Here is a 14,023-nt window from a genome sequence, read left to right on the forward strand (position 1 = left end):
TTTCAGGCTACACACCCCACTTTCTGCCTATGTTTACCTGCCTTCTGATTGACGATATCCCAAATATTCTGGATACGCACCAGCTTATTTTCCAGACGTTCTTTGCCGATAAAGTACGTGTGCTGGCAACGGGCCAAAGTGCACAGGAAGGACTTAACCTCATTGCTCAACACCGGCCCGACGTGTTACTCCTGGATGCCCACATGCCAAATATGAGCGGGTCATCGCTGGTGAGCTACCTCTACAATAATCGAATTTATAACGGCCTTGAAACCCTTAAGATTATTCTGTATACCGGACGAACGGAAGTCTACGAATCCATTTCCGGCTCCGAATTTAAATACCCCGTCCGTATTCTTGATAAAGGAACGCTAACCGTCGAAGGCTACGGTAAGCTCATTGAAGACCTGAATCAATGGATACTCAACGACCGCCTTGCCAAAACCCTCCGCATTGATAACCAGATGGTTTATGCCGGAGATATTGTTTACCTGAAATCGATTGCCCCCGTTACTGAAATCCGAATCAGCAACCGTCAACTTCCGCTGATAAGCGGCTACCCACTAGCCCACTACAAAGCCCGTATCGACATCCTGTCGACTGGGCGACAACCGTTGCCTTCGTATTTTTTCTTTGCCACCAACGATTACGTTCTGAACCGGCTCTATATCGACTCTTACGCAGCCGAAGAGGTTTTTTTGAAAACCGCACCGGTGCAAACTATCCGAATTTCGCGCACGCATCGAGCCGCCTTTGAATCCTGGTGGTTCGACCACTGAGCCTCACCCGCCACATTCCAATCGTTGGATTGGCAGCCTGATTAGCCCTGTATAAACTTGTGAACGAAAGAGGTTACTTCTTACGGAGTACCCACTTGTATCCACACCAATTTATTTATCTGAAACAGGCGCTCTCTTTTTCTCTTATTCGTATGCTTACGTGGCAAAAATGGCTGTTACTACTAGGCTGTACAGGCTTAGTTATCTATGGATGTAGCCCCAAAACCGTCGACACGCCCGCCAGTCCAGCCGCAGGCTTGACCGAAGCCGACAAGATCCAGGTTGCCGAAGCCTACGGGGCCATTGCACAATCGGCTACGCCCATCCTGCACGGATCGACGCCCGAAAAAATCAGGGCAGCTTATCAGGCTCAAAGCAGTACTTATCGAAAAGTTTCGGGCGTTACCGATGTTCGAATCAACCCGAATGAGCTGGTCGTTACGTTTACGAAGGGCATTCAGGTGGCCTGGAGTTTTGGGTATCCCGAAAGCGAGTCGCTTTCAGACGATGAACTCGACGAAATTATGCCCCAGAGCATTTCGATTCCGGGCACGACCGACAACCGGCAGGCTCGCACGGCCGCCGACTATCCCGGTAATAAAAAAGTAGTCTGGATCAACCAGCACTCCAACGACGACGGGCATGGAGGTACCGCCAGCTTTTATCCACGGATTCGCGCCAGCTTTCTCAACAAAAACTATATCGTCGATAACATTCCGAACGAAGCCATGACATTGGACTTTATGGGCAGCCAGTTGAGTCAATACGGCGTTATTTTTCTCAATTCACACGGTGCTTATGACGAAGCCACCGGGCATACCTGGATCTGCACCGGCGCACGGGCTATCGGCGATGCTCAGATGAACCGGTTGGCCTCTCCCTCTCCCCAACCCTACAAAGACGATTTTATAGCTTACCTAAACCAATACGTTCAGCTCCAGAACGATGAACGCTTCTTGGGATTGCCGATGCGCGTTAATGTGTATGAAGAGCGACAGCAGAACAACTACGTATACCGGGCTTATATCGAAATTTCGGACGAGTTGATCCAGCGTGTGTACGCAAAAAAACGTTTTCCCAACAGCCTGGTGCTGCTCAATATCTGCCAGGGTAGCAAAGACCGCAATAAAGCCCTCCTGAAAGCTTTTACGGCCAACGGCGCCAAACTAGCCCTTGGCTGGGACGAAATCCAAAACATTGGCGTGAAGGCTTTTGCCAATTTGCTGGGTTCGATGCTGGCAGGTTACAGTTTTGCGGATGCGTATGAGCAGATTCCGAATAATCTGCGCAACGGCTGTGTGCTGCCCGAATGTAGTGGCTATGCCAACATGAGGGCCGATCCCAGCCTGAGCGACGATGCCCTGAAAAGCCTTTATCTCTACAAAGCCGACCTCAGCAGCGGGCTGGTTGCTTATTTCCCCTTTGAGGGCAACGCTACCGACAAAAGCGGTAACAACAACCACGGCCAGGCCAACGGCATCGACTATGTGGCGGGCCAGAAAGGCAAAGGAGCGTACTTCCACGGGGTTCAGCAGGCCGACGCTTCGTTCTCTAACGTCGATAAGATATTTCTTCAGCCCTCCTCTTCGCTCACCTTTCAGAACGGAATGACGATTTCATTCTGGATAAAACTACCTACCGATACATTCTGGCCCGACAAAGCCACCTACTGCAATGGAGCCACTTTAACGGGCTATACGTTTGGGTGGGGGGGTATTTTTTCGCGTATGCCCGACGATCTGGCATCTTACCAGGGACCAATAGTAGGGGTTCCGCCAGGCTTTCAGTGTTTTGTTAACCTATCACCCAACATCGGCACCGGTATTACGAGTGGTATCACGAGCCAGCATTATGACCTGACTCCTTATCTGAGTCCTGTAGAAAGCTCACTAGCTTCATTCATTACCAGCTCTGATCGGTTTCTGCATGTGGTGATGGTATTTAAAGGCAAAACCGTCAAATTTTATACAGATGGTTCTGAAAACGGATCGGCCGAGCTACCCCGCCCTTTATATGCCGAAGCCGCCGACAAGCCCATACTGATTGGCGCAGGCCGAAATGTTCACCTGCCTTTCACCGCCAAGCACTACCTCTACAGTGGAGCGGTAGCCGAACATTTTCACTGCTTCCAATATATCCACCCACTCGAAGGCGTGCTGGATGAACTGCGTATCTACAACCGTGCCCTATCGGCCCCCGACGTAAAACAGCTTTATGAAACAGACCGGCAGTAACGACTAAATCACCATCATAACGAGTAACCGTAACCCCTTAATCCATGAAAAATACGTGTGTTAGCATACTCCTCGGCGTGCTGCCGCTGGCGGCCTTTTCGCAGAAAGTTGAAGGGCTTGGCAACACTATAGCTTACCCGGAGGAGGCCCGTCAGCTCATCGGGGAGGCCTCAAAAAGCTTTTTAAACCTGGTGCCCGGTGGCTACAATACAGTCTGGTTCTCGGCACCCTCTACGCTGAAACCCGGCAAAGTCGACTTTAAATTTACCTTCACCGCCAGTATAGCCCCCAAATCGGCCGAAAGCTTTACGTGGCATCCTGAAAGCTACCCGCACTATGCCGTTGCAAACGGAGCTACGTCGCTGCCCACTGTATTGGCAGGCCCTGACCAAAAAGCCTTTATCATCACCCGCCCGCCTGCCCATTTAACACCCGCCGAAGCCAGCCAGTACACAACCTTAGCCGGGAGCGATACACTTCAGGGTAGTTCTCTTGGCCGTACCTTACCAGGGTTTATTCCGCAGCTATCCATCGGCTTACCGCTCAACTCCGAGCTTACGGTTCGCGGCTTAACGTTCGGCAAAAAATTTGGTCTTTATTACTGGGGGGCTGGGTTGAAACACAACCTGGGCCGAACCTTGAAATGGCCGTTCGACCTGGCTATTCAGTTGGGTTTTACGCGATTCAATATAGAACGGACTGATTCAACGGTGGTGCCCAACCTTCCCCGGCAAACGCCTGTAGTAGCAGGCTTTGTCAGTATAGAAGGCAACAAGTCATACACACCTGTTTTATACGGAGTTGATATGTGGCATGTGTCGGCCACCATTGGTAAAACGTTTTCGACCAACTTCGACGACGGCCGAACGCGCCAGTTCACGCTGTATGGGGGTCTTCAACTCATGCAAAGTACAACCCACATGGGCTACAGCGGTACCCTGCCGATTCAACTGATCGAAACCCGGCGCGACAATCCGAATTTCCTTAAACCCGTTACAACGGGCTGGACGGGGTTTCAGATCCAGGATACTTATACGCGTGTAGGCGCGCTGGGTGGCATGGAATATAAATCCCTGTCAGACATACGGTTATCGCTGGGCGGCACCTACCAGCCCGACGGCTACGCCAGCCTGAACGCCACCGTTGGCGGGCCTCCGCTAAAAATGCTCAAAGGCACAGCGCAGGTTATGCTCCTGCCTACGGTTATTGTGCTGCGGGCTATATCTTATGCCTTCAGTTATCAGTATCGTGTTGTGCACCCCTGGCATTGGTGGTACTACTGGTAAGAAAGGCAGGTTTCCAGGCATAAGGAGGCTCACTAACTATTCCTGGAAACCTATTTTCAAAACAGAGTCGACGGCTATACGTGCAACTGGCCATATCCTTACAAAGCATCAACCTATTTTTTGTGTTGATGCAACCGAAGCAAGTAACCCCGCATCTTCCAGATAATCAGCTCATTTTAGATTATCATGGCCACCGTTCAACATCAACGAGAACATTATATTGATTGGATAAGGGTTATCGCCTTTATGATTTTAATCTTTTTCCACTGCTCCATGCCCTTTGTGCAGTTTGGCTGGGAAATAAAAAATAAGGAGCATTCTCTCTTCCTCGACCGACTTATTATCTGGCTTCACCAATGGCGGTTACCCTTACTGTTTTTCATTTCTGGCGTAGGGGTTAGTTTTTCGTTACGTAAGCGATCAGTTCTTTCGTTTTTTGGCGAGCGCATTGTTCGGCTGTTCATTCCTCTGGTATTTTCAATGTTATTTGTCATACCTCTCCAGGTATATTTTGAGCGACTGCAAGAAAAGAAGATCAGTGAATCATACTGGGATTTCTACCCTTCGGTTTGGAATTTTATACCCTATCCGGACGGAACGCTTACCTGGAGCCACTTATGGTTTATTGTCTATCTTTTCGTTTTTACAATCTTACTATTACCCGTTTTCTCTTTATTCAAGATCAGGGCTCTACACGGTTGGAAGCAGCGGATCAACCCTTTCTTTAGGCATCCATCCGCCAATCTTTTGCTGGCAGCCCCCTTCATCATATACTATTTCCTATGGTACATCCGGTGGCCCGTTCAGGGTAGTTTACTTGATGACTGGTTCCTGTTTTATTCATCGATTACGTTTTACTTCATCGGTTATTTTCTGGCCGATCTGCCCTCATTCTGGAAAACCTGCGAAACGTATCGAAACTTTTTTTTAGGGGTAACCTTATCTTGTCTGGTTGTCCTTTTCTGGAAGTATTACTGGTCAGTAGAGCTGCCAAAGCAACAGGATGCTTCGCTTTATAGTTACGGCTTTTTCGATGGGTTACACATCTGGTCAATCATCCTGACAATCATTGGGTTTGCACGACGATATCTAAATTTTTCCAATCCATCACTCGTGTATTTAACCTCGGCGGTTTACCCATTCTACATTCTTCATCAAACGATCATTGTGGCAACGGGCTACTACATTGTTCAATGGGAAAGTCCGATTTGGATCAAGTTGACTAGCCTGATTGTGGTTTGTTTTACCTTGATCCTTCTACTGTACCATTTCCTGATTCGTCCCTTTGTTCTCACACGTATCCTGTACGGGCTGAAGCCTAAGCAACTAAGGCCAACAAATCACGTATCGTATGCCGAACAGGAATAGTGATGGTTCCTGGGCAAAATCAATGGTCAAAACTCAGCCGACTGCCATTTGCGCAGTTGGTCGTGTTTGTTTTCCAGCATGAGCAGTTTTACACCCGGAAATTGGCCTAACAACCGACGGCTTTTCCGTAATCCGGCCACGCTGAAAACCTTTGTTAGTGCATCGGCCTGATACCCGTTGGGTGCCAGGACGGTAGCCTGCACAAAGTGATGTAATCCAAGCCCGGAACGTGGGTTCATAATGTGCGAGTAGCGCCGACCCTTATACTCTAGAAAACGATACGTATCGCCAGAGGTTGTGATAGCCGCATTTTTGAGCAGAATGGTTTTTGTGTCCATATCACCAGCTTTTCCTGAACCAATGCCAACCCGCCAGCCAGTCAGATTTGGAGGAGAATCTCCAGCCAAAATATCGCCACCAATATCAATCAGAGTAGACTGTATTCCGAAGCCATGAAGAACGTTCAGGGCTTCGTCGATCGCAAAGCCCTGCCCAATCCCACCAACATCCAGCCGCATATGAGATCGGCGTAGTCGTACCGAACGAGTGGTGCTATCTAACTCCATCAGTCTATAGCCAACAGCACGTCTGGCCCGATGACGTTCCCTCACGGTTGGAAATTCCTTCCGGCGAACAGCCCTTCGCCAAAGCAATGACAGCGGTCCAAGGGTTGGATCATACCGACCCTTAGAAAGTCGGGCGATAGTTTGTGCTTTTTGCAGAACGTTAAACAAATCCATCGAAACCGGTGTCCATTGGCCAGACCCACTGGTAGCGGACAACCGATTGATTTCGGAGCCGTCCATGTAATCGCTCATAACCTGGTTCAGGGAATCCATCCGGGCCGATACTGCGGTATAGGCCCGTTGAGCTATCAGGCTGTCGGGTGCGTAAAAAATGACATTGAATTGCGTTCCCATCAAGCCACGGTGAAACGAAAACCGCGTCTGAGCGTTCGACTGGGCATGAACAAAAACTGGTAGCAAGTTTATTGCTACCAGATGAACTAAGGTAAAATGAAGGAATAACGTAGTCCGCAAACTATTTTTACACGATATGTTTATCAAGCTACTTACAGTATGGTCACGATCAAAAATAAATTCGTTTTACTAGCCGCCGGTTTCTGGTTATCAGGCATTGTACTTATCCTAATTGGCGCAGGGGTTAAAAGTGCACGTCCTGATGTTGCCGGACCATTATTAACTGTGGGAATTATAGCGCAGGCAGCTGGCTTCGGCTTCTTAGGATTTGCGATTATGCAGGCAGTTCTAAAGAAAAAGTGAGTGGCAGCGATCTAAACGCGCGCTACCTTATCCCGCAGATACATATCAGCTAGCACCAGGGCAGCCATGGTTTCTACAATGGGCACGGCACGGGGTACAACGCATGGGTCATGCCGACCTTTGCCCGAAACGGTAACGGCCTGCCCATGTACATCTACACTATCCTGATCCTGCATGATGGTGGCTACCGGTTTGAAGGCCGTTCTAAAGTAGATATCCTCGCCGTTGCTAATTCCACCCTGAATGCCGCCCGATTGATTCGTTTTTGTCCGAACTCGACCCTGTTCATCGGTATAAAATTCGTCGTTATGCTGAGAGCCGTATTGTTCTACCCCGGCAAATCCGCTACCGTATTCAAATCCTTTTACGGCATTGATACTGAGCATAGCTTTACCCAGTTCGGCATGGAGTTTATCGAAAACAGGTTCGCCCCAGCCCACGGGAACTCCCGTCACAACGCAGTCGACAATACCGCCAATAGAATCGCCCCGCTTACGTGTTTCATCAATATAGGTAAACATTTGCTCAGCCGTTTCGGGATCGGGGCAACGAACGGCATTTTCTTCGGCCAGAGCCAGATTTAATTCCTGATATGGCTTATCAAGTTTTAGTTTTCCTACCTGAGAGACATAGGCCTGAATCTTAACCCCTTGTTGTGCAAGCAGTAATTTGGCAATGGCTCCAGCCGCTACGCGAGCCGCCGTTTCGCGAGCCGACGAACGGCCACCACCCCGGTAATCGCGGGAGCCATATTTAGTCTGATAGGTATAATCAGCATGAGATGGCCGGAATTGCTCGGAGATATGGCCGTAATCTTTACTTCGCTGATCGGTATTTCGAATAAGCAGAGCAATAGGCGTTCCCTGGGTTTTTCCATCAAATACGCCTGAGAGTACCTCAAATTCATCTGCTTCACGCCGTTGGGTCGTTATGCGCGACTGCCCAGGTTTCCGTCGATCTAGTTCATGCTGAATAAAGTCTGTATCGAAGGCTAATCCGGCTGGGCAACCGTCAATCACAACGCCGATACCCGGCCCATGGGATTCACCAAATGTAGAAATTCGAAATAGCTTTCCGTACGTACTGCTCATGCCTGTTGGGTAATATGTATTCAGGCAAAATTAGCTAGTTATTGAGTCATTATTTAGCCGGTTCGCATCAACAATCCCCTGGCAGAACGCCTATCTTTATATAACTGCCTAAAATACTGACGATTAGAAAAATATTTTATGATACTAACTATCGTCCTGTATCCTGTTTTTTAAAAAAAACGAATACCATTCCGATCAACATAACCAAAATAAGCACATTGGCAATGGCCCGAACCAGCACCGAAATGCTAATTGGCTGGAGTGTACTATCCATGGCTTCAATACCTGCATATAGCGAGTGATCAGTCGTTATACCTGATGACGTTTCGCCATTAGCTCCCGAACCACTACTGGGTGCCGCCACCTGAGCTGCGGCAGTAGGATTTTTGTTCCCAACCTGGAGTCGCAATTGTGGTCGAAGTGTATCGTATTGCCCGGTTTTGGGGTCGAAGTAAATCCATTGGAAACGGTTCGCCAATGAAATCTCTCCATTCTGGTGTGGTACAATAAAGTAGCTGAATGTTTTACGGCCTGTTACCTGATTCCCATTATTCGTAACTGTGTGGCGTTCTTCGGGCGGAAACACATCAAACTCTGCTGTTTCATTTGAAAGCGCGGGAGCAGGAAGCGTAGCAATATTTCCCTCTCCTATTACGGTTAGCGTATAGCGAACACTTTGCCCTATAGTAACACCCTGCCGATCTAGCCCTTCTTCCAACTGAAACGACCCGACCGGCACCCTTCCCCGCAGTGGGTGCGGAGGTAATGCCTTAACCGTTATGGTGAGTGGTCTGCTGGTAAATACTACTGTTTCGGGCTGAGATGAGGGTGGCCCAATGTTGGGTCGTGGACGTACTAACTGAAGCGACACGGCGGGCAATCGTAAATCCTGATTCGAAAGCGGGAAAAAGACGGATTGGTAGATACGAAACTCCCGGAATCTTTTCCCTCTGATTAGGATTGAGATCGGCTTCAATTCTGTAATGGCCAGGTTTTCCTCCCACGAGTTAGCCGGACGGATTTTTTTGGTGATCTCCTGTAATTGCTTGTCGAGAGCGGTAAAATTGAGGACGTATGGATAGTCATCGGCAATATACAGTGATAGGGTCAGCGCCACGTCTTCACCCGCATAAACCGACGATTTAGACGCACGTAGTGATAGAAAAGCGGCTTTCCCTGTAACTACATCTACCGTATTAAGTGTAGTAGCGGTTGGTGCAGTTGCCGTTTTGGAGGGCAGAACAACTAGTACTGCCCCATCCGAACGCACGGTTTCACCATTAATGGTAATCGTAAATGGTGGCAACCGAAATCGACCGGAAGCAGTAGCCAGATAATTTTGCGTAATTACTTGATTAGTAATTGTTTTTCCACCAACTTCACTAGGGGAAACACTAGTCGATATTCCTTGTTTAGTGAATCCGGTTATATCAGGAAAGGGAATGGTAACCCTATTTTCGCTATTGGGAATGATGACTGAAATAGTAAAAGGCCGCTCAATAGGAAAAGTAGTTTGGCTTAATTCAATAGAAGTAACATTATCAGGAACTTGTCCAAAAGCTATACTACTACCCAAGAAAAATAATGCAAAAAATTTGCGGAATATTGCAAGTAACATTGTTATTTTGAAGCAACAATTTTCATAGTAAGTCGTTACCGATATAAGAACGAACCAGTCAACCTCTTTCAATATCCATAGGCTTCCTAAACAACAAATTAATACCCTATGCTCTCTATGCTCGAATATATCAAAACCATCCTTCAGAAGGTGAGTTTTGATAAATCTCTTTTTGAAAAAGAATTGGCCAAAGCCATTAAGTTGCTCATTCCAAAAGAAGTTAAGCAACTAAAACGCTGGTGTTATCTCCAATTTGGCAAAGTTTACCGAGTGGTATTGAACCACTGTTTTTCACGGGTTCGGTTCACCTGACAAAGTAGTCTGACGGCTAAAAAAGCTCCCCTGGCTTCGCGAAGCCAGGGGAGCTTTTTGTTTTGTCCGTATTCGGTCTACGGTAATTAGTTTACGGTTAATAACACGCATGCGCAGCCAACCGTAAACCAAATACCTTTACAGATTCACTTTCTGTCCCATTTCAGGTATCTCTATATGCTGAAATCCAGCCGCCTGCAGGTGATCTTTCCAGATAAGTTGCTTGTCGTATTCGCCATGAACCAGAAATACCTGTTTAACCTGAGCGGGATTCTGGCAGCTCAGAAAGTGAAGCATTTCCTTATAATCGCCATGGGCCGAGAACGAGTCCATAATAGCTACACGGGCAATAACCGGGTATCGTTCGCCAAAAATTGTCACTTCCTTATCACCCCGCTTCAGAGCGCCACCCAGGCTGGTTGGCGATGCATAACCAACCAGAAGAATGGTGGTATTGGGTTTTGTAATGTTGTTCTTGATATGATGCTTGATACGTCCGGCCTCAGCCATGCCCGATGGCGCAATGATAATACAGGGTTCTTTGCTATCATTGATGGCTTTCGACTCGTTTACGTCCGTCACATAATGCAGATTAGGGAAATTAAACGCATCGCCATCCTTTTTGATATAAGCCAGAATATCCGGATTAAAATCTTCTTCATGATCACGCATGACCTTCGTCGCTTTCACCGACATTGGGCTGTCGATATACACTGGCAAACGGGGTAAACGACCTTCACTTTCTAACTGGTCGAGCGCATAAATCAACTCCTGTGTACGGTCAACTGCAAAAGCCGGAATAATGAGCTTACCCCGCCCTTCTACACAGGTCTGCTGAACGATATTGAGCAAATGCGCTTTCATATCAGGTTCCGCTTCATGCAGTCGGTCGCCGTAGGTCGATTCGCAAATGATGTAGTCAGCCTGTGGGAAGGTATCGGGCGAGCGCAGAATTTTATCATCGGGACGGCCAATATCACCACTAAAAAAAAGATGCTTCTCCACCCCGTTGTCTTCAATCATCAGGCTAACGGCTGCACTGCCCAGTAAATGGCCCGCATCGGTTAGTAAGCCCGTCACTTCATCGCAAATCATGAACGACTTTCCATACTGCACGGCTTGCATCTGATCGAGTGCCTTCTGTACGTCTTCTTCGTCATAGAGTGCCTCAAGCTCAGGCTCGCCCCGGCGCTTACGTCGCTCATTAACTCGTTCGAGGTCGCGTTCCTGAATCCGCGCACTATCCATGAGCATCACTTCGCAGAGATCAATTGTGGCCGATGTCGTGTAAATTGGGCCTTTGAACCCCTTGCGCACGAGCCTGGGAATCAGCCCTGTGTGGTCGATGTGCGCATGCGAAAGGACCATGTAATCAACCAGGGCCGGATCGAATCCAAACTGTTGGTTCAGCTCATCGGTGTTGATCCCCTGAAATAGCCCACAATCGAGCAAGATTTGTTTGCCACTGGCGGTGGTCAGCAAGTGTTTACTGCCTGTAACGGTACGGGCTGCGCCGAAAAATTGAATGGTCATGATTTAGGTATGTTCTCGGTAAATCTGTGCGTTTCTTTGTACATCTCCGTGTACAAACTATGCTACTGAGACGTGCAAATAAACAGAGAGTTTCACGGACTTATCATGGTGACTATTGAAAAAGGTAAAATCCTGGCGAAGCAACTCTGGAAATCGCGTTTTGTGAAAACCAGTATCACCGCTATATTGATTTTTTTCGGCCTGGATTTCTTTTTCCCTGTTCAAACCAACGTACCGTATTCAACGATCATTACGGCCCGAGACGGCTCCATTCTGCATGCCTTCCTGAGCCGCGACGACAAATGGCGCATGTATGCCGAACTCAATGAAATTACGCCCACCCTACGCGATGCCATTCTGTTTAAAGAAGACAAATACTTTCGATTTCATCCCGGTTTTAATCCAGTGGCCATGCTTCGGGCAGCGGCCCGGAATCTGCTAAAAGGTAGACGAACGTCCGGGGCTTCGACCATTACGATGCAAACGGTACGGCTTCTCGAACCGCGCGACCGCACCTATGGAAATAAACTAATTGAGTTGTTCCGGGCCTTGCAGTTAGAAGTTCATTTCTCGAAAGATGAGATTCTGCAACTGTACCTGAATCTGATTCCGTATGGGGGTAACATTGAGGGCCTTAAGTCGGCATCCCTGCTTTATTTTGGTAAACCGCCCGTATTGCTTAGTCTGGCCGAACTGACAACACTGACCATTATTCCGAACCGGCCATCGAGTCTACGACTAGGGGTCCGAAACGCGCTCATTGTGCAGGAACGCAATCGGTGGCTCGCACGCTTCCAGAAGGCACACCTCTTCGACGATGTAACTATAACTGATGCGCAACGGGAGCCACTCAACGCGTATCGTCGGGAAGCTCCCCAACTGGCACCGCACCTATCGCGTCGGCTCCGGGCCGAAAACCCAACGACTCCAATTATACAGTCAACCCTGAACCCGACAGCACAAACCACGGCAGAACGGTTAGTGCAGCATTACGCCGATCGTATACGAGCCTATAATATCCACAATTCGGCGGTATTGATTGTGGATAACCTATCACAGGAGGTGGTAGCGTATGTCGGCTCGGCAGATTTTGGGAATGCCTTCGATGGCGGTCAGGTAGATGGTGTGCGCGCGGTACGATCCCCTGGTAGCGCGCTAAAACCGCTTCTGTATGGGTTGGCTTTCGATGAGGGTATCATTACGCCCAAAACCAAATTGGCCGATGTGCCGAGCAACTTCGGTGGCTATGAGCCCGACAACTACGATCGACGTTTCAATGGCCCAGTTACAGCTGAATTTGCCCTGGCGAATTCGCTGAATATTCCGGCCGTTGCGTTGCTTAAGGAAATTGGAACCCCATCTTTAGTATCAACCCTTCAGAAAGCCGGATTTTCGGCCATAAAAAAACAGGCAAAAGAGTTGGGGCTTTCCATGATTCTGGGTGGTTGCGGTGTTACACTAGAGGAGATGACACGGCTCTATACCGGGTTGGCGAATGGGGGGAAGATGAGGGAGTTACGGTTTAGTGTGAATACTACCCCACCGACCCGTCGGACCGCCCCGGCCCCGCCCCTTAAAAAAGGGGCGGGGCCGGGGGTAAGTCTTTTATCCCCCGAAGCCGCCTACCTGGTTACCCACACCCTCACCCAAATCACTCGTCCAGATCTGCCCAATAACTTCGACAATAGCTATCACCTTCCGAGGATTGCCTGGAAAACAGGCACCTCCTATGGCCGGCGTGATGCCTGGAGTATTGGCTATAACCAACGGTATACAATTGGGGTTTGGGTTGGTAATTTTTCGGGGGTGGGTGTAGCCGAACTTAGTGGCGCTAATACCGCGACGCCTTTGCTGTTTCAGCTGTTCAACGTGCTGGACTATAATTCATCAACGGGTTGGTTCCGAATCCCCAAAGGCGCAACCAAATTATCGTCGCGGCTTATATGCCCCGAAACGGGCGACGTTCCAGGCGAGTTTTGTACCAATCCGGTGACAGACTATTGCATTATGGGCGTATCTAGATATAGGCGTTGCCAGCATCGGAAAGCTGTTTTCACCAATGCATCCGGGACAATTTCCTATTGCGCCCAATGCCGTCCGGATAGCGGTTCCGTGCGTCGCTCCTATCCAAATTTGGCGCCGGAAGTCATTACGTTTTACCAAAGTCGTCATATTCCGTTTGAGGTAGTCCCTCCTCATAATCCATCCTGCGAACGGGTGTTTGAGAATATTGGCCAGACTGGACCGCAGATAACGGGACTGAATAACGGTAGTGCGTATTTTATCAACCCAAAACAACCTGCCGAAATGGAGTTGAGCTGCCAGACTGCCAATGATGTACAAACCGTATTCTGGTATTTGAACGATAAATTTTACCGACGAGCCAAGCCAACCGAAGCAGTATTTTTCAAACCTAAAGCGGGGGCGTTAAAAATTTCCTGCGCCGATGATAAAGGTCGGAGCAGTGATATTCGGATACTAGTAAATTATGAGTAAGTGTTTGTTTATCTTGCCTTTCT

11 protein-coding genes are annotated in these 14,023 nt (G+C 48.5%); 7 read left to right on the forward strand and 4 right to left on the reverse strand.

Annotated elements, in window-relative coordinates:
• Positions 1 to 29: 29 nt before the first annotated feature.
• The 4 genes from EXU85_RS33590 to EXU85_RS33605 all read left to right on the forward strand — a co-directional run bounded on the left by EXU85_RS33590 (position 30) and on the right by EXU85_RS33605 (position 5,667).
• Positions 30 to 779: a response regulator gene (locus EXU85_RS33590; protein ID WP_142776260.1), complete on the forward strand. Its 750-nt coding sequence runs from the start codon at positions 30 to 32 to the stop codon at positions 777 to 779.
• A 152-nt stretch (positions 780 to 931) separates the two neighbouring features.
• Entirely contained in the window at positions 932 to 3,013 is a 2,082-nt protein-coding gene (locus EXU85_RS33595) for a LamG-like jellyroll fold domain-containing protein (RefSeq protein WP_142776261.1), read from the forward strand.
• Positions 3,014 to 3,057: 44 nt separating this feature from the next.
• Entirely contained in the window at positions 3,058 to 4,299 is a 1,242-nt protein-coding gene (locus tag EXU85_RS33600) for a DUF6588 family protein (protein ID WP_142776262.1), read from the forward strand.
• Positions 4,300 to 4,545: 246 nt separating this feature from the next.
• A complete protein-coding gene (locus EXU85_RS33605) occupies positions 4,546 to 5,667 on the forward strand; it encodes an acyltransferase family protein (protein ID WP_246859357.1) in 1,122 nt (373 codons plus the stop codon).
• 26 nt (positions 5,668 to 5,693) lie between these two features.
• Here the strand turns inward: EXU85_RS33605 and EXU85_RS33610 are convergent, their stop codons facing one another.
• The gene (locus tag EXU85_RS33610; protein WP_246859358.1) at positions 5,694 to 6,653 is read right to left on the reverse strand and encodes an FAD:protein FMN transferase; all 960 of its coding nucleotides are present in this window, start codon (positions 6,651 to 6,653) and stop codon (positions 5,694 to 5,696) included.
• Between the two features lie 93 nt (positions 6,654 to 6,746).
• Here EXU85_RS33610 and EXU85_RS33615 point away from each other — a divergent pair, with 93 nt between their 5' ends.
• Complete coding sequence (locus tag EXU85_RS33615) at positions 6,747 to 6,950, forward strand: hypothetical protein (RefSeq protein ID WP_142776265.1); 204 nt, start codon at positions 6,747 to 6,749, stop codon at positions 6,948 to 6,950.
• Between the two features lie 11 nt (positions 6,951 to 6,961).
• Here EXU85_RS33615 and aroC read toward each other — a convergent pair whose 3' ends face one another.
• A complete protein-coding gene (gene aroC, locus EXU85_RS33620; RefSeq protein WP_142776266.1) occupies positions 6,962 to 8,041 on the reverse strand; it encodes a chorismate synthase in 1,080 nt (359 codons plus the stop codon).
• A gap of 148 nt (positions 8,042 to 8,189) precedes the next feature.
• A complete protein-coding gene (locus tag EXU85_RS33625; protein ID WP_142776267.1) occupies positions 8,190 to 9,659 on the reverse strand; it encodes a BatD family protein in 1,470 nt (489 codons plus the stop codon).
• A gap of 108 nt (positions 9,660 to 9,767) precedes the next feature.
• Between EXU85_RS33625 and EXU85_RS33630 the strand changes: the two genes are divergently transcribed.
• Positions 9,768 to 9,971, forward strand: a complete 204-nt coding sequence (locus EXU85_RS33630) for a hypothetical protein (RefSeq protein WP_142776268.1) — start codon at positions 9,768 to 9,770, stop codon at positions 9,969 to 9,971.
• A gap of 138 nt (positions 9,972 to 10,109) precedes the next feature.
• On the opposite strand, the gene EXU85_RS33635 is transcribed toward EXU85_RS33630, so the two are convergent.
• Positions 10,110 to 11,504: an MBL fold metallo-hydrolase RNA specificity domain-containing protein gene (locus EXU85_RS33635; protein ID WP_142776269.1), complete on the reverse strand. Its 1,395-nt coding sequence runs from the start codon at positions 11,502 to 11,504 to the stop codon at positions 10,110 to 10,112.
• 105 nt (positions 11,505 to 11,609) lie between these two features.
• Between EXU85_RS33635 and pbpC the strand changes: the two genes are divergently transcribed.
• Positions 11,610 to 14,000 (forward strand): penicillin-binding protein 1C, encoded by a 2,391-nt coding sequence (pbpC, locus tag EXU85_RS33640; RefSeq protein WP_142776270.1) that lies wholly within the window; start codon positions 11,610 to 11,612, stop codon positions 13,998 to 14,000.
• The last annotated feature ends 23 nt before the right edge of the window (positions 14,001 to 14,023 follow it).

The sequence above is a fragment of the Spirosoma sp. KCTC 42546 genome (assembly GCF_006965485.1).
Taxonomy (GTDB): Bacteria; Bacteroidota; Bacteroidia; order Cytophagales; family Spirosomataceae; genus Spirosoma.